This is a genomic window from Chryseobacterium tructae (assembly GCF_030409875.1).
GTDB classification, from domain to species: domain Bacteria; phylum Bacteroidota; class Bacteroidia; order Flavobacteriales; family Weeksellaceae; genus Chryseobacterium; species Chryseobacterium tructae.
This window is the reverse complement of sequence record NZ_JAUFQR010000002.1, coordinates 75,921-93,992: the sequence shown is the minus strand read 5'-3', so window position 1 is coordinate 93,992 and position 18,072 is coordinate 75,921. Positions and strand designations below refer to the sequence as shown.

The window sequence follows — 18,072 nt, the reverse complement described above, 5'->3', positions numbered from 1 at the left end:
CACATCCGAGCTTGTTCCCATAAAGATTCTAATTCATGAATAACAAAACCCCTTGATTTATTAAGGGGTTTGTTTTTTATCTTGTCCATTTATGAAGGTGTTCTATTCTTCCATTTCTTTTTAAAAGAGATTCAAATCTTAATTTTAATAAAATTTTACGACCATCAATGGTTCTGGTAAAAACCAGTTCTGATGTTCCCATAATTTTATTCCAGACCTTCATGAAGAATTCCGCACTCTTTTTGTTTTTTGCAAACATTTCCGGCACCGGAAAGTATTGTTCACTTTTTTGGAAAAAAGAATTTCTTTTCTGCTTCAATAGATATCTCGGGTTATCTATCTGAGAAACCAACTCTTGTAATGTCTGGATAAACTGCGCGTTTTCGTATTGGCTGCCTCCTTTCAGATAGCAGAATGCTCCATCATTTCTGTTGGATGAGCTTACAATTTTTAATTTCTCAAAAGAGGTTTTTATGACTTTTTCATGAATCAGTCCATATAAGACTACTTCTGCAAGTGCACTCAGCTGCCTTCCGACATCCCGGCATCTCCAGTATTGCCTTGCAGATCTATATAACTTTGTTCCATACACCACGAAACCTGCTAATCCAAATAGAGATACAAACAATGAAAAAGTTTTTACAGAACTAATTGCCTGTATATTCCTTAAGAGACCAAATAAAAGATTCTGCCAGAATAATAGTACAGAAGATGCCATCACCTTAACCATATTCCTGGACATTTTTCCAATATAATTCATTTTCACCTCTTCCATGGCAATCATATTGATGACAGGAACCTGAATCTCTTCTACTAAAACATTTCCTTGCTCTAAAGCTTTTTCCCAACGTCTAATAAGGTTCTGTCTATCTTTAGCCAAAGCGAAAAAGGATTGATTCATCGCTTGAATATCTTCTTTATTTTCAATCGTCTTAGTATTAAGCCTTTCAAAATTGTTTTCAATAGTTGGAATCTCTTTATTGGAAATGCCTACAAAGGTTCTAAACCTCCGCTTCATAATATTCAGATCTTGCCCTCCAGCCTCATCGTTGGAGTCAAAACATACAAGATGCCATATATTCCCGGTTTTATGAGGAATATCTTTATCAGTTCTTATAACTCTTCCCCGCATCTGATTTGAAAGAACAAAGGAACTTACAAAACTTGCTAGGATCAGCGTATTCATCTTGGGTGCATCCCAACCTTCTCCCAGTAATGACTTGGTTCCAATCAGAACATGAATTTCTCCGCGTTGAAAGACTTCCGTAATAATGTGTACAATATCATGTTTTATCTGTTCTGAAAGATTGATAACAAGGTAATCCTGATCATAGCTCAATGGAGAAAGTCCTATTCCTAACAATTCCTTTCTCATACAAAGCTCCTCAAATATGTTCCTTGCACTTGCAGGAATAATGACCAAACTTCCTGTAAGAATTCCGATTTTTTTATGTTGAGAATTTTCCCGCCTCAGTTTTTCAAAGATTGGAACCGCACCTATTTTATCCAGAATAAGCGTATTTTGAGTTCCGTTATTTAAATATTCTTTTTTAATAAAATCAGTAAGAATTACCATTCTGAGTTCATCTTTAAGTTCTGAAAACTCAAAGTCGGAAATTTCTTTTATCCCCTGAAGTTTTCCGATGCTTGAATTAAGGATTTGATTGAGATTTTTATTATTAAAGAAACTCAATGTTTTTTGCTCCAGAAAGCCAAGCCTTCTTAATCTGTTACCCAAATCAGTACGGTGACTTTCATCAACCTTAAAATGAGTCTCATCCACGATTAAATAAAAGTCTAAAAGTTCTTCCATCCAGAAGAAATCAAATTCGGGAATATATTGCTGCTGATCGCCAATAATTTCAAAATGGACTTCGGGAATTTCTCTTCCCCTGAAATGAAGGTATACCAATCCCGAAGTATAGGAAGATATATTTTCATAGATCCAGTCCAAGTGTTCCAACGGTTTCTGATATACGGGATGTTGATCAATAGCATCAAGAAGTGCAGCATCTTTTTTTATTTCTTCAAAAAACCCTAATGCCTGTGTATGGTAATATTCAATTTTATTTTGTTCTTCCTGAGAAGGTAACGTAAAGTGTACTAAGTCCTGATGTGGACAAAGATCTCCTTCAATCATGAGTTCAGGAACAGATATTTCTACATCTATAGGCCCATTCAATTGAATATATTTTTGCCATTCTATACCTGAAACATCAAAAGGCGGTGTGGCTGTAAGAGAGACAACAGTGGGTTCAATTTTACTTTTCAGTTCCATGAGACTTCGCCACCATGCATTTTTCAAATGATGGGCTTCATCCAGAATAAGAGTACCTACTTTTTGCTTCTTAAGTCGTTTTATAATTTCTGAGGCCGGAACTTTTGAAGACCTTACTGTTTCTTCCTCTTCTTCAGCTGTTTCAGAAGCAGAATGAATACCCTGATAGGTTGTTACTGTAATAATTCCCGGTTTTCTAATGTCTGAAGAGATCCATTCAGGAACAGTTTCTGTATTGAGGAACAGCTCACAAAATCTTTGGATCCATTGATTTTTAATGGCTAAAGTAGGAGCAACAATAAGTGTAGGTTTATCCAGTCTTATCATCACTTCCAATCCAAGAACCGTTTTTCCGGAACCAGGAGGTGCAGAGACATGCAAATGATTATCTATAAGATACTCCTCCAAATGATCCAGAAATCTTTTCTGATACATCCGCCAGCTGTATTTAAAGGCTGTGTCTTTAGGAAAAACATTCATGTTCACAATTTAATAAAAAACGAGCTTATCGGAATTACTGATCTTTATCTTTTAATGCTAAAACGTATTTGTCTATATACAGCTGTTTCTCCTTCGATTTATATTGCTGGATATACCGAGGATGTTCTAAAACCGTCATAGTATCGAATAGTTGGGCTTCTTTATTAAGTTTTGAAATAAATTCGGCATTTTTTTTACCTAACACAAAGACTTCTGAGGTATCCAGATTCAGGCTGATGTGCTTTTTTAATGAATCAATCATAAAATCCTTTACCTCCTTGAAAAGCTCTTTATCATCATAATAATTGGCATTGAGCCATCCATTCTTTGTTTTTCTTACAATGGCCAAAGGAAATGGCGAATTGATATAAATATCTTGGTAAAACACATCCGCTCCACCATAACTTTCTATCATATCATACATAAATACAGAAGAGACTTCATGAGTACGGGCAGATTCCATTTTTATTCCGCATACACTCTCCAATCGCTTGGTATCAGTAAAAGGAACACCTGTTACTCCTGCTCCATGCCGGCTAGGATTGATCCCAACGATAAATTTTCTTTTACGAAAATCGTTATAATACTTGTGATAAAACTTTTGCATGACCTGCATCGTCTCCGGATTATCCAGATATGGATTCAATACTTCAAAACCATCAGGAAGATTTCCCGAATAGCTAAGATTCTCATTGAATTCAATCACCTGATCTGCAAAAGTTTTATTCATTGAATTTATTTTAGGAAAACAAAATTATCCGGCTGATCAGTATCATCATCTTCATCCTCGTCTTCATCATATTCAGATAATTCTAACTCAATATCGATAAACAGGATATATAATCCGCATACTTGATCCTGTTCATCATAAGCAAAGTAAACCGGATATACACCATCTCCTATTCCACTGGCAAATATTGGGATCTGATATTCTGTATTGGGAACAGTCCAGTTGATCCAATCGCCTAGCTCTCTTTGGTTTCTTGGATTCTCTGAATAACTTTTCGCGAATAATTCTGCAAAATAATCATCATAAATATTGTCTACATCCAGTTCCTCAATAAATTTGTCTACATAAGGAACTACTTCAGGATCGGTAATACAAGCTAAACCAGCATCTACGTTAAATCCAAAAAACTCATCTTCATTGGCATTTTCAATATTCTCAATACCAATTAATGCCTCTCTATACATCACCGGTTTTTCCTTAGTAAACTCTACTTTTGCAGCAGCATACCGATCTCCCCAATCCTCCAGTTTTACAACAGCTATGGTTACGGGAAAGTTTCCTTTGGGAACCTCAACAAAAAAAGGCTGCTCTTTCTGATTCAGATATACCAGAGGATCTCTTACGATTACTTTTCCTGACGGCAGGGAAACATTACCAATTTCCATGGTCTCCATCTTCTGCTCCATGATCTCTTCCGCGATAAAATAGGTCTCAATATCTACAGGAGATACTAATTTATCTTTTATCTCTTTCCATTTTTGCTTCCAGCTTTCGTTCATTGTTCTTATTTTATGATTGAGGATTAAAAATACTATTCATTTATTGATTTTCAAAATACTTTAGTCTGGTTTTCTATCTTTTTACCCATGTCAAGGTTTGAAACCTTGACATGGTTCAATTAAAAAGCTCATCCGGTAAACTGAGTTCTAAATTCATTTTTGCAATTCTTGCTTTGCTCTATTCTCTTATTGATTTTATCACATAGAATAGCATTAGAAAAAATGAGACTTTTTACATCAAAATGAAAACTAAGATTGATACAAAATAAAACAACATATCGAAACAAATATAGTTACCTAAAATATCAATCTAGTATTCTAAGGGATTGTAATTTCTAAAGATTCTGTAAGAGTCCTCATCTGAACCTAGAAATGATTTCTTTTGAATAATTTTGAACTTTCCCGTAGCATCTTTTACTTCTACCTGAATGGTATCTGAAACATCCACCCTTGCAAATTCATCCAAAGAATCTTTTTTAATTTTTAAAAATGCTGTTGTGGTGGAACCTGTCAATATCAAAGAATTGATACAGTTTAGTTTTGTATTATAACTTAAATTCGGAAATCTTTCAGAGTTTTTAATATGAATAAAGTTTTTATTTTTAGGGTCGTATATAAATAGTGTCATTACGACATTTCCTCCCCTTCCTGCTATGGCACTTTGATAGGTTATATCATTAAATCCATCGTTATTAAAATCTTTAATTTCCACATTAAGATCTGAAACTCCATCTTTATCAAATTTAAAATTATTCTTCAGCTCCCAGGTGTACAATTCTGAGCCTTTGGATTCCACCCGGATTTTTTTCAGGTCATAAAAATGAATGGAAACATAGACCTCACCATTTCCGGAATGCCTAAACTTTTCAAAAACGATTTTGGTTTTACCTTTTACTCCTGCATTCAAGCTGTCTACAAATTTCTCTTCAGAAAAATACCCGTCATTTCCCGGTTTGGGATTCCCTGAACAAGAAAGAAGAGTAAGAACCCCAAAAGCTGTGAAAAGAATCCAATACCTCATGATAAAAATTTTGCTGAATTTAGAAAATAAAAACAGAATAATATAAAAATAAAAGTCCCTTTCAATACAATGATGAAAGGGACTTTTATACGTATTTATTTTGAATTAAATCAATCCAAACTGTTGGAAATGATGAGTGAAGTGCTTTCTGTGCATCAGCTCCCACATTTCTTTATTCAATTTTCCGAATACAAAGTTCATGTGCTCTGCCTGTGGATTTTCTTTGTAGTAGATTACAAATTTCTTCAGGTTATCCATGAAAGAGGTTTTTGCGGCATCCAGATTTTTGTGTATAGCTTCAGGAAGTGATCCATCTTTTGGTAAGAAAGGAGCTGTAAAGTCCTTTGGCATTCCTCTATGATTATAAAGAGAATCCTGCCATTTTTCAAGATGCTCTTCAGGAGTGAAACATTGGTCTGCTTCAGGTTCTCCGAAACTTACTAATAAAGCCTGTTCCAAATGTTCAATCATTTGCTGTGGAGACATTTTCCCCCAAAGTGCAGGAGTACTTTCCGTTAATCCACCTAAGATCTTTTGAACATTTTTCACATTCAGATCAATGAAAGGAGACTGTTTTGCTACCAAGGTTAAGATAGTTGCTACGCAAACTACCTCATCTCTTTGATTAACTACCTCAACCAACCATTTCACTACTCCCGATGGAATATTTCTTCCTTTTACCCCTCTGTTGATCTTTTCTTTTGCTGTTAAATAAACTGTAATAGTATCTCCGGCATATACAGGCTTGAAGAAACTACACTCTTCTAATCCATAATTAGCGATAACAGGGCCTTTTTTCCCGGAAACAAATAATCCTGCTGCTGCCGAAAGGATGAAATATCCATGAGCAACTGTCTTATCAAAAATAGTTCCCGTTAAACTTGTTGCGTCAGTATGGGCATAAAAATGATCCCAAGATACATTCGAGAAGTTGACAATATCTGCATCAGTTACAGTTCTTCCTGCTGTTTCAAGAGAATCTCCTACTTCAACTTCTTCGAAATATTTCTGGAAAGGATGTTTATCAGAGAATTTTTTCTCTGCTCCTTGCTGGTAAATTTTAGTAATAGCCTTCAATACATCTGGTGATCCTTGAATAGCCGTTTTCTGCAGGAAGAAATGCAGTCCGCTCAAGCCACCCATTTCCTCGCCACCACCAGCTCTCCCAGGGCCACCATGCATTAATGTCGGAAGTGGAGAACCATGACCTGTACTTTCTTTAGCGTTATCTCTGTTGAGTACAAAGATTCTACCATGTTGAGAAGCCATTTTCCAGGAAGTTTCGGCAATAAAGTTTTCGTCATGAGAAACAATAGATCCTACCAAACTTCCTTTTCCTCTTTTTGCCAAAGCCGCTGCTTCTTCAGCATCTTTATATGGCATTAATGTAGATACCGGTCCGAAAGCTTCTACATCGTGAGAGATATTTTTCTCGAAAGGTTTGTCATTCAGGAATAGTTTAGGGCTCATAAATGCTCCATTTTCATAACTGGCATCTACAAGCTCATGCTTCCCATCATACACAAGTTCCGTTTCTGTTTTTAAAATATTTACTTTTCTTAAAACTTCTTCGTATTGCTGTCTTCCCACCAAAGATCCCATTCTTGTTTCTCTGCTTAATGGGTTACCGATCTTCGTTTGGTCTAACGCTTTGGATAAAGCATTCTGAACGTCCCCAATTAAATGTTCAGGAACTATAATCCTTCTGATCGCCGTACATTTCTGACCTGCTTTTGTAGTCATTTCGTTACGAACTTCTTTGATGAATAAATCAAATTCCGGAGTTCCGGGTTTTGCTTCCAATCCAAGGATAGAACAGTTCAGGGAATCTGCTTCCATATTGAAACGAACAGCATTTCCTGCAACAGATGGAAGTGATTTTAGCTTTCTTCCTGTTGTTGCCGAACCAGTGAATAATACAGAATCTCCATCCTGAACATAATCCAGAATATTTCCTGGCTCTCCGCATACCAATTGTACTGCCCCTTCAGGTAATACTCCACTTTCAATCATATCCTGAAATACCACATTCGTAAGATAAGATCCGAAAGGAGATGGTTTCACAATGGAAGGTACTCCTGCTAACAACGATGTGGATAACTTTTCCAACATTCCCCAAACCGGGAAGTTATAGGCATTGATTTGTACAGACACGCCTTCACTAGGTGTCAAAATGTGAGTTCCCAAATGAGTTCCGTTAGCAGAAATCTTCTGAGTATCTCCATCTACCCAAAACGGAGTATTAGGCAGCATTCTTTTTGCCAATCCGGAGTAGGTAAAGAAGGTTCCGAAACCTCCTTCAATATCTACCCATGAATCAACATGTGTGGCTCCTGTTTTATATGATAATTCGTAATATTTTTTCTTTCTTTCTAACAGGTAAAGTGCTACTTTTTTCAACATTTCTCCTCGATCGTAGAAAGTCATTGAAGAAAGGTTTTTGTATCCTACCGTTCTACCGTAATCAAGAGCTTGTTCAAAATTAAGTCCTTCCGTATCGGAAACAGCAACCTGCTCTCCGGTTACGGCATTGTATAAAGGAATTCCGGTTCCAGTTCCTTCTACCCATTGTCCGTAGATATAATTTTTTAATTTTTCCATATAATATTTAATTTAACAATGTATCCATCTAACAGTTTACCAATAAATGCTTACAGTATTCTGCATGAAAAGAATGGTTAGATTTTTACATTGGTATATTGTTACATTTATTAATTATTTCGGTTCCTGATACGGAAACAATTTCAGCAGTCCTTCATACAAACTTCTGTGAAGAATGGTGGCATGATTGTCTGTTTCCATCATTTTGTATTCTACTGTCCAGTTTTTCTTTCCTGCTTTTTTCAAAACATCATAAAAATCTTCTGCATCTTTCACCATCACAGGATGCTCTCCTTTTCCTACAGAAACATAAACGAATTTTTTAGTATCTGAAGATTTTGAAAGTAACTGTGGAGCCTGCTTCAAAAGACTTTCATCATCCCACCATAAACTTGGGCTGATGATGAAGTAATTATTGAACATTTCAGGCTTTTTCAGTAAAATCTCTGTTGCTAAAAGCCCTCCAAGAGATTGTCCGAACAGATACTTCTCAGTAGTTTTAAACTGACTTTCAACATAAGGTTTTAATTCCTTTTCAAAAAAAGCAATAAACTTATCAGAATGTCCTGTTGTAGGATAATCTTTCTGTAAATCTTTTATATCCGTATGGAAAGTAAAATCTCTTTTTCTATCCACATTAGCAATTCCCACCACAATAGTTTCCGGCATAGAATACATCTGATTAAAGAACTGCATCAATCCTGAAACATGGATAAAGTCTTCATTCATACTTCCATCTAAAAGATAGATAATCGGATATGATTTTGCTTTATCAAAATTTTGAGGAAGATAGATGTTTAATGTTCTTTCTTCATTCAATGTTTTGGACTTAATCGTCCTTACTTCTCCTATTGTAAGCGGTTTAGTAGTAACAGTCTGTGCTGAAACTGTATAAGTTACCGCCAACATCATACTGCATACAAGAGCAATTTTCTTAATCATACTTAATTTTTTTTGAAACCTAACAGGTTTTAAAAACCTGTTAGGTTTAGATGTTCACAATTATTCTAAATCCAAATAATCGTATTCAACATTTGAATTATGGTAAACCATAAAATCGTTTATTGTGTCAAAATAATCTAATATCGTTTTTCTATCCAATTTGCTTTCTTTTTCTAAATTAAAAAAAGATTTATAAGAAGAATGTTTCCAATTTTCAATATTGTTGACAAAGCCATGGTGTACAGGATTGTTATGTACATAGTGTACAACTTTCAACAAATACTTTTCGTCATTCACTTTTTTCCTCTTTATTGTATTAAGAAAAAGAGCTCCTTTTCTGTTATATTTTTTATTGTATGCTTTAGCATAAGAATTTAGAAAGTCTCCAAAATTTTTCATCAAATATTGATGTTCATCTTCTGTATCAATATCATTAAAACTTTTAAACCTTAATAGCAAATGAAAATGATTGGGTAACAGGCAGTATGCATAAATATCTGCAATCGGAAGAATATATCTGTTTAACTGCTTTAGGAAAAAATGATAATTTGTTTCTTCCCGAAAAATAACTTCTTTCCCATTTACATGAGAAAAGATGTGATAAATTCCTTCGAATTCAAAACTTTCTGTATTAATCATTTTTAAATTTGATGCTTACTCTGTTAAAACCTAACAGGTTTTAGAAACCTGTTAGGTTTAGATCCACAATATTATTTATTTCACATCATCCCAGATACTGTAATCTACAATCTTTGTTGGGATCTGTTGTACATACTCAGTAAAAGGTTCACAAGGCAGAATGGCTTCTTTTCCTTCCCTTGCCAGTTCCTGATATAGTTTTGTTCCTTCTGTTTTCCAATGAATCATTTCATCGGAAACATCACGGATAATTTTTGCAGGACTTCCTACGATCAGTTTTCTGGGTTCACATCTGAAGTTGGCTGGAACAAATGCCAAAGCACCGACAATACTTTCATCACCGATATAAGCTTTGTCCATCACTACAGAATTCATTCCGATCAAGCAGTTTTTTCCGATGTGTCCCGAGTGAATAATCGCTCCGTGTCCAATGTGAGCCGATTCCTCTAAAATAGTTTCTATATTAGGGAAAACATGAAGTGTACAGTTTTCCTGAACATTCGCTCCATCTTTAATGATAATTTTTCCCCAGTCGCCACGGATTACTGCATTAGGGCCGATATAGACTTCTTCACCAATTTCCACATTCCCTATAATTACGGCTTGTGGATGAATATAGGCAGAAGGCTTTATAATGGGACGGATTCCGTGATATGAGTAGATGTTCATATTTTTAAATTTGAAAATTTGAGAATGAGTTAATTTGAAAATTAATAATGTCGCTAAACATTTTCAAATTCTCAAATTACTCCATTTTTAAATTGTTTTATACTTTTTCAATCACCATTGCATATCCTTGTCCAACACCGATACAAAGGGTACACAATGCATATTTTTTATCTTGTTTCTGAAGTTCTATAGCTGCAGAACCAATGATTCTTGCTCCGGAAACTCCTAGCGGGTGACCGATGGCAATTGCTCCTCCATTCGGATTTATTCTTGCATCGTCATCTTGCAATCCTAAGCTTCTTGTTACCGCTAAGGCTTGTGCTGCAAAAGCTTCATTTAATTCTATGATGTCTATATCATTCAGAGATAGATTTAATCTCTTTAGTAGTTTTTGAGTCGCTTCTACAGGCCCAATTCCCATAATCCTTGGTTCTACACCCGCTACAGAAGATCCTAAGATTCTAGCTTTTGGTTTTAATCCATATTTTTTAACAGCTTCTTCACTGGCTAAGATCAATGCTGCGGCTCCATCATTCATTCCTGAAGCATTTCCGGCCGTTACTGTTCCTTCTTTTCTGAAAGCCGGGCGAAGTTTTCCTAATCCTTCCATGGAAGATGTTGGTTTAATAAACTCATCTTTTTCAAAAACGATAGGATCTCCTTTTCTTTGAGGAATTTCAACTTTTACAATTTCTTCAGCCAATCTACCGCTTTGCTGAGCTTTCGTTGCTTTTTGCTGAGACCAAAGGGCAAATTTATCCTGATCTTCTCTGTTGATCTGGTGAAGGTCTGCAAGATTTTCAGCTGTTTCACCCATCCCGTCAACGCCATACATTTCTTTCATTTTTGGATTTACAAATCTCCATCCAAAAGTGGTATCATACATTTGGCTGTCTCTTCCGAAGGCTGCAGTAGGCTTTGACATTACATAAGGAGAACGCGTCATATGTTCTACTCCGCCTGCAATATAAATTTCCCCTTCTCCAGCTGCAATTGACCGGAAAGCATTGGCTACCGCTGACATTCCTGAAGCACACAATCTATTTACCGTCTCACCTCCTATTTTATAAGGAAGCCCAGCCAATAAAAGCCCCATTCTAGCTACGTTTCTGTTATCTTCTCCGGCCTGATTAGCACATCCGAAGATCACATCTTCAATTTCCTCTACAGGAACTTCAGGATTTCTTGCTACCACTTCTTTGATAACAATGGCTGCCAAATCATCGGCTCTTACTTCTGATAATCCTCCCTGTAGTTTTGAAATAGGAGTTCTGACATAGTCTATGATGTATACGTTGTTCATAATTTTAATTTGAAAATGAGTCAATTTGAAAATTTGAAAATATCTGATAGTAAGATTTAAAGAGTATAATAACTTTCAAATTACCACATCTTCAAATTTTCAAATTCTTTATAATTCAGTTACTTTCTTTCCGATTTTATAGACTGTTCCCACAAATTTGGCAATCAGTTCATTGTTTTGATTAGTGATTTTAATATCATAAACAGCTGTTTTTCTGGTATCGTTGACCAGGGCACTTTCTGCTCTAAACACATCACCTTCTTTTCCAGCTTTGGTAAAATTGATGATACAGTTTAAAGCTACCGCTGCATCTCCTGTATTGTTGGATGAAAATGCTAATGCTGAATCCGCAAAAGCAAAGGTAACCCCACCATGAACAGTTTTAAGCCCATTCAGCATGTCCTTTTTAATAGGCATTTCTATCAGGCAATAGTTTTCTTTCACTTCAATCATTTTAATATTCATCCATTGGGAAAAATAATCCTGATCGAACATATAATCTGCAACTTGTCTTGGATTCATTTCTGCTATTCGTTTGTTATTTCTTCATATAATTCATCCGATAATTTATCGTAAACACTCATCGTTTTCCCTAAAATCACCTGTTCATATGAAAGGTTCGTATCGGAATTGCCTGAGCTATCTTCGGCTTCATACATTGCGTTTAAATCAATTCCGCTTTCATTGGCTAGTCTTTGAATTAACATTCTGTATTTTTCATTAAACTTCCCCAATAATTCAAGTCTTTCCTGACCCTCCATGGAAGAAGCTTCCTGAGTTAAATACTGTTTTTCAATGAGAAGCCTTGTTTCCAGTTCTGCTCTGAATTCTTCTATATTCATAATATTAATTTGAAAATGAAATAAATCTGAAAATTTGAAAATGAAAACCAGTTATAATCAATTTTCAAATTGGCGCATTTTCAAATTATCTAATTCATTTACTTAATAAAGGACTTTGTCTGTACCTTTCTTCCTGATATTCGTTGTAAAGACCTTGTAGTGTCTCAGAAATTTTTGAATATCCGATTTCCTCTCCCCAGCCTAATAATCCTTTTGGATAGTTTACTCCTTTCTGCATGGCCAGTTCAATGTCTTCGTCATTGGCAACACCTAATCTTTTAGCTTCAACAGCTTCATTGATTAGCATTGAAATAATTCTTAAAAAGATCTGTTGATAAAGAGCATCGTTTTTCTGTGCTTCCGGTTTTATAGCACCTTCACTGTAGTCATAAAAGCCTTTTCCTGTTTTTCGGCCATGAAGTTTAGCTTCAGACATTCTTTGTTGAAGTAAAGAAGGCTTGTATTTCGGATCGTAGAAATAATCTTTATAAACCGTTGTTGTTACGGCAAAATTTACATCTACTCCAATGAGATCCATTAATTCAAAAGGTCCCATTTTGAAGTTTCCAAGAGTTTTCATTGCTTCATCCACTTGTTCAGGAGTCGCAATGTTTTCTTCTACAATTCTTAATGCTTCGCCATAATATGGCCGGGCAATTCTATTTACAATAAACCCTGGAATATCTTTAGCAATAACAGGTATCTTCCCCCAGTCTTTCATGAGGTTATATATTTTTTCTGCTAACGTTTTTTCTGTTAATAAAGAGGGAATCACTTCTACTAAAGGCATCAATGGAGCCGGATTGAAAAAGTGGATTCCGATGAAACGTTCCGGTTTCTTTAGTTCTGCACCAAGAGAGGTGATAGAAATAGATGATGTATTGGAACCGATGATACAGTCTGCAGAAACATAGGTTTCAAGCTCTGTAAAAACCTTGGTTTTGATATCTTTGTTTTCAATGATCGCTTCGATAACTAGATCAGAATCTTTTAAATCCTGCAATACCTCACCTTTTATGATATTGTTTCTGATTTCTCCAGCTTTTTCCTGAGAGATCTTTCCTTTTTCAGTTAATTTCTGAAGGGTTTTCTCTAAACCTGTAAGTGCTTTATCTATTTGTGGAGCATTAGCATCGAATAAAACGACTTTGCATCCTGCTGTTGCAGCTACCTGAGCAATTCCAACGCCCATGGTTCCTGCCCCAATAATTCCAATATTCATTTTTATCTGTACAATGTATTAATGTAAAATGTATTCATGTAAACCTGTTTTAAAATCATCAATACATTTTACATGAATACATTAATACGAATTTTACCTTCCTTTATAATCCGGTTTTCTTTTCTGTAAAAAGGCATTTACACCTTCTATGAAATCTTCTGTTTCTGCTGCTTCTTGTTGAAGATCGGCTTCCAGATCCAGCTGTTCTTTTAATGTGTTTGTATAAGAATGAGCAAAAGCCTTTTTCGTCAACTTAAGCGCTGCTGTTGGCATATTGGCCATTCTCTCAAGGATTTCCATTGACTTTGGAGTAAATTCTTCTTCACTGAAAACTTCTGCCACAAGACCATAAGATTTAGATTCTTCTGCAGATAGTTTTTTACCTGTAAATGCTAAATAGTTAGCCAATTGTCTACCTAAAAGCTTCGGTAAGAAATAAGTACCTCCTGTATCAGGGATCAAACCGATATTTGAAAATGCTTGAGCAAAGTAAGCTTTGTTGTTTGCCAGTACAAAGTCACAGATCAATGCCAGCATCGCACCAGCTCCTACTGCAGGTCCGTTTACCAAAGCAATAACTGGTTTTTTACAACGGGTAACTTCAGTCACGAGAGGATTGTAATAATCTACTACAATTTTTCTGATGATGTCATGATCATGGTGTTCTTTTCCTACTACAAAAGCTTCATCAAGATTCTGTCCTGAACAAAAAGCTCTTCCTCTTCCGGAAATAGCAACGCATCTTACCGTTTCGTCCTCACTGCATTCTTTAATGAAATCTTTCAGATCTCCTAAAGCCGGCTTAGTAAGAGCGTTCATTGTTTCAGGCTGATTAAGAAACGCGATTTTAAGCTTTCCGTCAAAGTGTGATTCAATATCGAGTTGTGTATACATAGTTTTTTGAATTTATATTTAACAATGCACTAATTTAATAATATAAATTAATGTAACAGTCTAACAATTTAACAATCTAGCCCTATCATCGTTATGTTTTGCATAGTCCGTAAACTGTATTGAGAAATTGAAATCTTGATTTATAATTACACTAAAGTTAATGACATTTAAAATAATCAAAAGGTTCTAAACAGTCTAAACACTGATAAGATGCCTTACACAGTGTAGACCCAAATCTACTGATCTGTTTGGTATGCTCAGAACCACAGCGTGGACATTTTTTCGGTTTCCCGATGTGATGTTCATCTGCTCCTTTTTCAGGCGGTGTAATTCCGAAAGCACGAAGTTTCTCTCTCGCTTCATCCGTTAACCAATCTGTTGTCCAAATCGGAAACATTTTGGTAACTACTTTGGCATCCCATCCATTTTCCTTCATCATTTTGATGATATCTTCTTCAATGGTAAACATTGCAGGGCAAGCGGAATATGTAGGAGTAATTATCACCTCACAGGAATTCTCTCCTGTAACCTGTGCATCTCTTACAATTCCTAATTCCACAATATCAATCACCGGAATTTCCGGGTCTGGGATTGTTTTTAATAAATCTAAAAGCTGATTCATATTCTATTTTTTACCAGAATCAAGAATTGTTTTCATTGAGTTCTGATAGTCCAAATTATCTGTTATTCCGTTATGAGCCTGACCTTTTAATACAATCAAACTATCTCCTTTTTTAAAATTCTTTTTAAGTTTCAAAGATGCATTATAATGAATGACCTCATCTTGATCACCATGAAAAAGAATAACAGGTGATGGAACGGTTTTTAAATATTCATTGGTTTCAAAATTATATTTCAGTAAAAACTTAGGTAGAAATGAAAATTTTTGATCCATTTCATCTTTCATACTGTAATACGGTGCTTGTAAAACCAATAATTTTGCATGATGGTTCGATGCTAATTTTGCAGCTAGTCCAGTTCCTACTGAGTATCCTAAAATTATAATCTTGTTCTCCGGATATCTTTTTAAAAGTTCTCTGTAAGCTTCTTCTATATCTGAAAAAAGCTGGGCTTTGTTATTAATTTCACCTTCACTTTTTCCATAGCCTCTGTAATCAAGTATAAATGTATCATAGTTCATACTCTTATATAGCTGAGCAACCTCACTCCATTCTTTAATTGATCCCCCATTTCCATGAAGATAAAAGATAACTCCTTTGGGGTCTTCAGCTTTAAATAAAACTGAATTTAAACTCTTATCGTCTTTTGTTCTTATTGTTATTTCTTCAAAATCATCTCTAAAATTAAACTTATAATTTTGAGGTAATTTTTCAGGATAAAAGATAATTTTCTCCTGATAGAAATAAACACCCACACATAGTATCACATATGCTGTAAGAAAAAAGATCAATATCCCAAGAAGCATCCTTCTCATGACCTGTTACCAAGTACACCCAGGATATGCTCTCTGCATATACTGAAGCTCGCAAAGGATAAATCCGAAATATTCCGTATGATACCCTGTTCTTGATTTTGGTTGCATAAACGGATTGGTTGGATATTCCAAATCAAAACTTTGGAAATCTTTTTCCGTAATTGCTACAAACTCTTTGTATAGCTCATCAACATTAGGAACAATATTCAAGACAACAAGATCATCTTCACCTTCTGATTTGGCAAATAATCCTTTTGTATATTCCCAGATTTCTTCGATCGCCTTCTCTAAACGCTGACGGCTTTCTTCTGTTCCCTGAGCGAAGATTTTCATCCAGGATGCAGCGTGAGTATAATGATATCTTACTTCTTTTAATGATTTTTGGGCAATGGCTGACAACTCTTCATTCGCTGAGTTGGATAATGCTTCGTACATCAGTTTCTGGTACACAGAGAAAACATACACCTTTAGAATCGTCTGAGCATAGTCTTCATTAGGAAGCTCTGTCCAGTGTGCATTTACATATTCGTGCTCGTATCTTAAGAAAGCGATATCATCTTCATTTTTACCATTGTCTATTACTCTTGAAGCATAGACGTAAAAGTTATTTGCCTGACCAAGTTCATCCAATGCAATATTTGTCAATGCAATATCTTCCTCCAGGTAAGGCCCTTCACCACACCATGCAGATAAACGCTGTCCCATAATGAAACTGTCGTCTGCAAGTTTAATAAATAATTATATAATGGATTCATTGTTTAATAGATTTGAAGACCAATAGATAATAGACGGATAGATAATAGATAGGTAAACTTTAACGTCTTTTATCTATTCGTCTATTATCTCGAAGTCTTATTACATATTTTTTACATCGTTTGGAATATCGTAGAAAGTCGGGTGACGGTATAGTTTGTCATCTGCAGGATCAAAGAAAGCTTCTTTATCTATTCCTTCTGAAGTCACTATATATTTACTTGGAACAACCCAAACAGAAGTTCCTTCTTTTCTTCTTGTATAAACGTCTCTTGCGTTTTGCAAAGCCATTTCTGCTGTTGGTGCCTGTACAATTCCAACATGTTTGTGAGATAATCCCGGTTTAGTCTGAATAAACACTTCCCACATATCTAAATTTGCCATAATTAATTTGAAAATTTGAAAATTGGTTAATTTGAAAATTGATGAATCGTGTTCATTGAAAATTTGAGCATAAATAACGTGGTTAAAGTCATTTTCAAATTTTCAAATTAGCACATTTTCAAATTATATTACTTCTTTTTGTTGTTTCTCTGCAAAAGCTATTGCCGCTTCTTTTACCCAGGAGTTTTCTCTTTGTGCTTTTCTCTTGGTTTCGATACGCTTCTTATTACAAGGGCCGTTTCCTTTTAAGATTTCCATAAATTCTCCCCACGGAAGCTCTCCAAAATCATAATGTTGTCTTTCCTCATTCCATTTCAAATCGTTATCAGGAATCGTTAATCCTAAGAACTCAGCCTGAGAAACAGTAACATCAATGAATCTTTGACGAAGATTGTCATTACTTTCTCTTTTTACTCGGTAATTCATAGAAATTTTCGAGTTTGGTGAGCTGTCATCATTAGGACCAAACATCATTAAAGCCGGCCACCAAAAACGATTTAACGAGGCCTGAGCCATTTCTTTTTGTTGTTTGGTACCACGGCAAAGTGCCATTAAAATCTCATACCCTTGTCTTTGGTGAAAAGATTCTTCTTTACAGATCTTCACCATTGCTCTTGAATAGGGACCATAAGAATTTCCCATCAGCATTACCTGATTCATGATGGCAGCACCATCTACCAACCAACCGATAGCACCGATATCAGCCCAGCTTAATGTTGGATAATTGAAGATACTCGAGTATTTTGCTTTTCCTTCCAACATATCGTCGTAAGTAGCATCTCTGTCTGCTCTGATGCTTCCGTTTCCTAAAGTTTCAGTCGCAGAGTAAAGGTATAAACCATGTCCTGCTTCATCCTGAACTTTAGCCAGAAGAGCCATTTTTCTTCTCAATGAAGGCGCTCTGGAAATCCAGTTTGCTTCCGGCAACATTCCCACAATTTCAGAATGGGCGTGCTGTGAAATCTGACGAACCAATAATTTCCTGTAATCATCAGGCATTACATCTTTAGGTTCTACTTTATTTTCTTCGTGAACGTATTGAACAAATTTTTCTAAGTCCATAATTTTTTCAATTTAGCAATGTATCAGTCTAGCAATGT

Annotated in this window: 18 protein-coding genes; all 18 read right to left on the bottom strand. The window is 35.4% G+C overall.

Features of this window, described 5'->3' with window-relative positions:
• Positions 1–76 precede the first annotated feature (76 nt).
• On the bottom strand, positions 77–2,758 hold the full coding sequence (locus tag QWZ06_RS23375; RefSeq protein ID WP_290301539.1) for a DEAD/DEAH box helicase family protein: 2,682 nt from the start codon (positions 2,756–2,758) through the stop codon (positions 77–79).
• Between the two features lie 34 nt (positions 2,759–2,792).
• Entirely contained in the window at positions 2,793–3,488 is a 696-nt protein-coding gene (locus tag QWZ06_RS23370) for an SMUG2 DNA glycosylase family protein (protein ID WP_290301538.1), read from the bottom strand.
• 5 nt (positions 3,489–3,493) lie between these two features.
• Positions 3,494–4,267, bottom strand: coding sequence for a DUF4241 domain-containing protein (locus tag QWZ06_RS23365; protein ID WP_290301537.1), 774 nt, complete (start codon positions 4,265–4,267; stop codon positions 3,494–3,496).
• A gap of 310 nt (positions 4,268–4,577) precedes the next feature.
• Positions 4,578–5,288 (bottom strand): XAC2610-related protein, encoded by a 711-nt coding sequence (locus QWZ06_RS23360; RefSeq protein ID WP_290301536.1) that lies wholly within the window; start codon positions 5,286–5,288, stop codon positions 4,578–4,580.
• 105 nt (positions 5,289–5,393) lie between these two features.
• On the bottom strand, positions 5,394–7,889 hold the full coding sequence (gene paaZ / locus QWZ06_RS23355) for a phenylacetic acid degradation bifunctional protein PaaZ (RefSeq protein WP_290301535.1): 2,496 nt from the start codon (positions 7,887–7,889) through the stop codon (positions 5,394–5,396).
• 114 nt (positions 7,890–8,003) lie between these two features.
• Positions 8,004–8,831: an alpha/beta hydrolase gene (locus tag QWZ06_RS23350; RefSeq protein ID WP_290301534.1), complete on the bottom strand. Its 828-nt coding sequence runs from the start codon at positions 8,829–8,831 to the stop codon at positions 8,004–8,006.
• 60 nt (positions 8,832–8,891) lie between these two features.
• On the bottom strand, positions 8,892–9,470 hold the full coding sequence (locus QWZ06_RS23345) for a transposase (RefSeq protein WP_290301533.1): 579 nt from the start codon (positions 9,468–9,470) through the stop codon (positions 8,892–8,894).
• A gap of 75 nt (positions 9,471–9,545) precedes the next feature.
• Positions 9,546–10,139: an acyltransferase gene (locus QWZ06_RS23340; RefSeq protein WP_047382988.1), complete on the bottom strand. Its 594-nt coding sequence runs from the start codon at positions 10,137–10,139 to the stop codon at positions 9,546–9,548.
• A 97-nt stretch (positions 10,140–10,236) separates the two neighbouring features.
• A complete protein-coding gene (gene pcaF, locus QWZ06_RS23335; RefSeq protein WP_290301532.1) occupies positions 10,237–11,442 on the bottom strand; it encodes a 3-oxoadipyl-CoA thiolase in 1,206 nt (401 codons plus the stop codon).
• Positions 11,443–11,550: 108 nt separating this feature from the next.
• Positions 11,551–11,964, bottom strand: coding sequence for a PaaI family thioesterase (locus QWZ06_RS23330; protein WP_290301531.1), 414 nt, complete (start codon positions 11,962–11,964; stop codon positions 11,551–11,553).
• 5 nt (positions 11,965–11,969) lie between these two features.
• Positions 11,970–12,284 (bottom strand): hypothetical protein, encoded by a 315-nt coding sequence (locus QWZ06_RS23325; RefSeq protein ID WP_290301530.1) that lies wholly within the window; start codon positions 12,282–12,284, stop codon positions 11,970–11,972.
• A gap of 94 nt (positions 12,285–12,378) precedes the next feature.
• A complete protein-coding gene (locus QWZ06_RS23320) occupies positions 12,379–13,506 on the bottom strand; it encodes a 3-hydroxyacyl-CoA dehydrogenase NAD-binding domain-containing protein (protein WP_290301529.1) in 1,128 nt (375 codons plus the stop codon).
• Between the two features lie 93 nt (positions 13,507–13,599).
• Positions 13,600–14,400, bottom strand: a complete 801-nt coding sequence (locus QWZ06_RS23315; protein WP_290301528.1) for an enoyl-CoA hydratase-related protein — start codon at positions 14,398–14,400, stop codon at positions 13,600–13,602.
• 157 nt (positions 14,401–14,557) lie between these two features.
• Entirely contained in the window at positions 14,558–15,022 is a 465-nt protein-coding gene (gene paaD / locus QWZ06_RS23310; RefSeq protein WP_290301526.1) for a 1,2-phenylacetyl-CoA epoxidase subunit PaaD, read from the bottom strand.
• Between the two features lie 3 nt (positions 15,023–15,025).
• Positions 15,026–15,826 carry an alpha/beta hydrolase gene (locus tag QWZ06_RS23305; RefSeq protein ID WP_290301525.1) on the bottom strand — a complete coding sequence of 267 codons (801 nt, stop codon included), beginning with the start codon at positions 15,824–15,826 and terminating at the stop codon, positions 15,026–15,028.
• Positions 15,827–15,841: 15 nt separating this feature from the next.
• Positions 15,842–16,540: a 1,2-phenylacetyl-CoA epoxidase subunit PaaC gene (gene paaC, locus QWZ06_RS23300; protein ID WP_290301524.1), complete on the bottom strand. Its 699-nt coding sequence runs from the start codon at positions 16,538–16,540 to the stop codon at positions 15,842–15,844.
• A 150-nt stretch (positions 16,541–16,690) separates the two neighbouring features.
• Complete coding sequence (gene paaB / locus QWZ06_RS23295; RefSeq protein WP_034679196.1) at positions 16,691–16,972, bottom strand: 1,2-phenylacetyl-CoA epoxidase subunit PaaB; 282 nt, start codon at positions 16,970–16,972, stop codon at positions 16,691–16,693.
• 123 nt (positions 16,973–17,095) lie between these two features.
• Positions 17,096–18,034: a 1,2-phenylacetyl-CoA epoxidase subunit PaaA gene (paaA, locus tag QWZ06_RS23290; protein ID WP_290301519.1), complete on the bottom strand. Its 939-nt coding sequence runs from the start codon at positions 18,032–18,034 to the stop codon at positions 17,096–17,098.
• Positions 18,035–18,072: the final 38 nt, after the last annotated feature.

What these genes read in the sequence shown, in the direction of transcription:
- QWZ06_RS23375 (WP_290301539.1), bottom strand. Translation starts at nt 2,758, where the DNA reads ATGAATGTTTTTCCTAAAGACACAGCCTTTAAATACAGCTGGCGGATG.
- QWZ06_RS23370 (WP_290301538.1), bottom strand. Translation starts at nt 3,488, where the DNA reads ATGAATAAAACTTTTGCAGATCAGGTGATTGAATTCAATGAGAATCTT.
- QWZ06_RS23365 (WP_290301537.1), bottom strand. Translation starts at nt 4,267, where the DNA reads ATGAACGAAAGCTGGAAGCAAAAATGGAAAGAGATAAAAGATAAATTA.
- QWZ06_RS23360 (WP_290301536.1), bottom strand. Translation starts at nt 5,288, where the DNA reads ATGAGGTATTGGATTCTTTTCACAGCTTTTGGGGTTCTTACTCTTCTT.
- paaZ (WP_290301535.1), bottom strand. Translation starts at nt 7,889, where the DNA reads ATGGAAAAATTAAAAAATTATATCTACGGACAATGGGTAGAAGGAACT.
- QWZ06_RS23350 (WP_290301534.1), bottom strand. Translation starts at nt 8,831, where the DNA reads ATGATTAAGAAAATTGCTCTTGTATGCAGTATGATGTTGGCGGTAACT.
- QWZ06_RS23345 (WP_290301533.1), bottom strand. Translation starts at nt 9,470, where the DNA reads ATGATTAATACAGAAAGTTTTGAATTCGAAGGAATTTATCACATCTTT.
- QWZ06_RS23340 (WP_047382988.1), bottom strand. Translation starts at nt 10,139, where the DNA reads ATGAACATCTACTCATATCACGGAATCCGTCCCATTATAAAGCCTTCT.
- pcaF (WP_290301532.1), bottom strand. Translation starts at nt 11,442, where the DNA reads ATGAACAACGTATACATCATAGACTATGTCAGAACTCCTATTTCAAAA.
- QWZ06_RS23330 (WP_290301531.1), bottom strand. Translation starts at nt 11,964, where the DNA reads ATGAATCCAAGACAAGTTGCAGATTATATGTTCGATCAGGATTATTTT.
- QWZ06_RS23325 (WP_290301530.1), bottom strand. Translation starts at nt 12,284, where the DNA reads ATGAATATAGAAGAATTCAGAGCAGAACTGGAAACAAGGCTTCTCATT.
- QWZ06_RS23320 (WP_290301529.1), bottom strand. Translation starts at nt 13,506, where the DNA reads ATGAATATTGGAATTATTGGGGCAGGAACCATGGGCGTTGGAATTGCT.
- QWZ06_RS23315 (WP_290301528.1), bottom strand. Translation starts at nt 14,400, where the DNA reads ATGTATACACAACTCGATATTGAATCACACTTTGACGGAAAGCTTAAA.
- paaD (WP_290301526.1), bottom strand. Translation starts at nt 15,022, where the DNA reads ATGAATCAGCTTTTAGATTTATTAAAAACAATCCCAGACCCGGAAATT.
- QWZ06_RS23305 (WP_290301525.1), bottom strand. Translation starts at nt 15,826, where the DNA reads ATGCTTCTTGGGATATTGATCTTTTTTCTTACAGCATATGTGATACTA.
- paaC (WP_290301524.1), bottom strand. Translation starts at nt 16,540, where the DNA reads ATGGGACAGCGTTTATCTGCATGGTGTGGTGAAGGGCCTTACCTGGAG.
- paaB (WP_034679196.1), bottom strand. Translation starts at nt 16,972, where the DNA reads ATGGCAAATTTAGATATGTGGGAAGTGTTTATTCAGACTAAACCGGGA.
- paaA (WP_290301519.1), bottom strand. Translation starts at nt 18,034, where the DNA reads ATGGACTTAGAAAAATTTGTTCAATACGTTCACGAAGAAAATAAAGTA.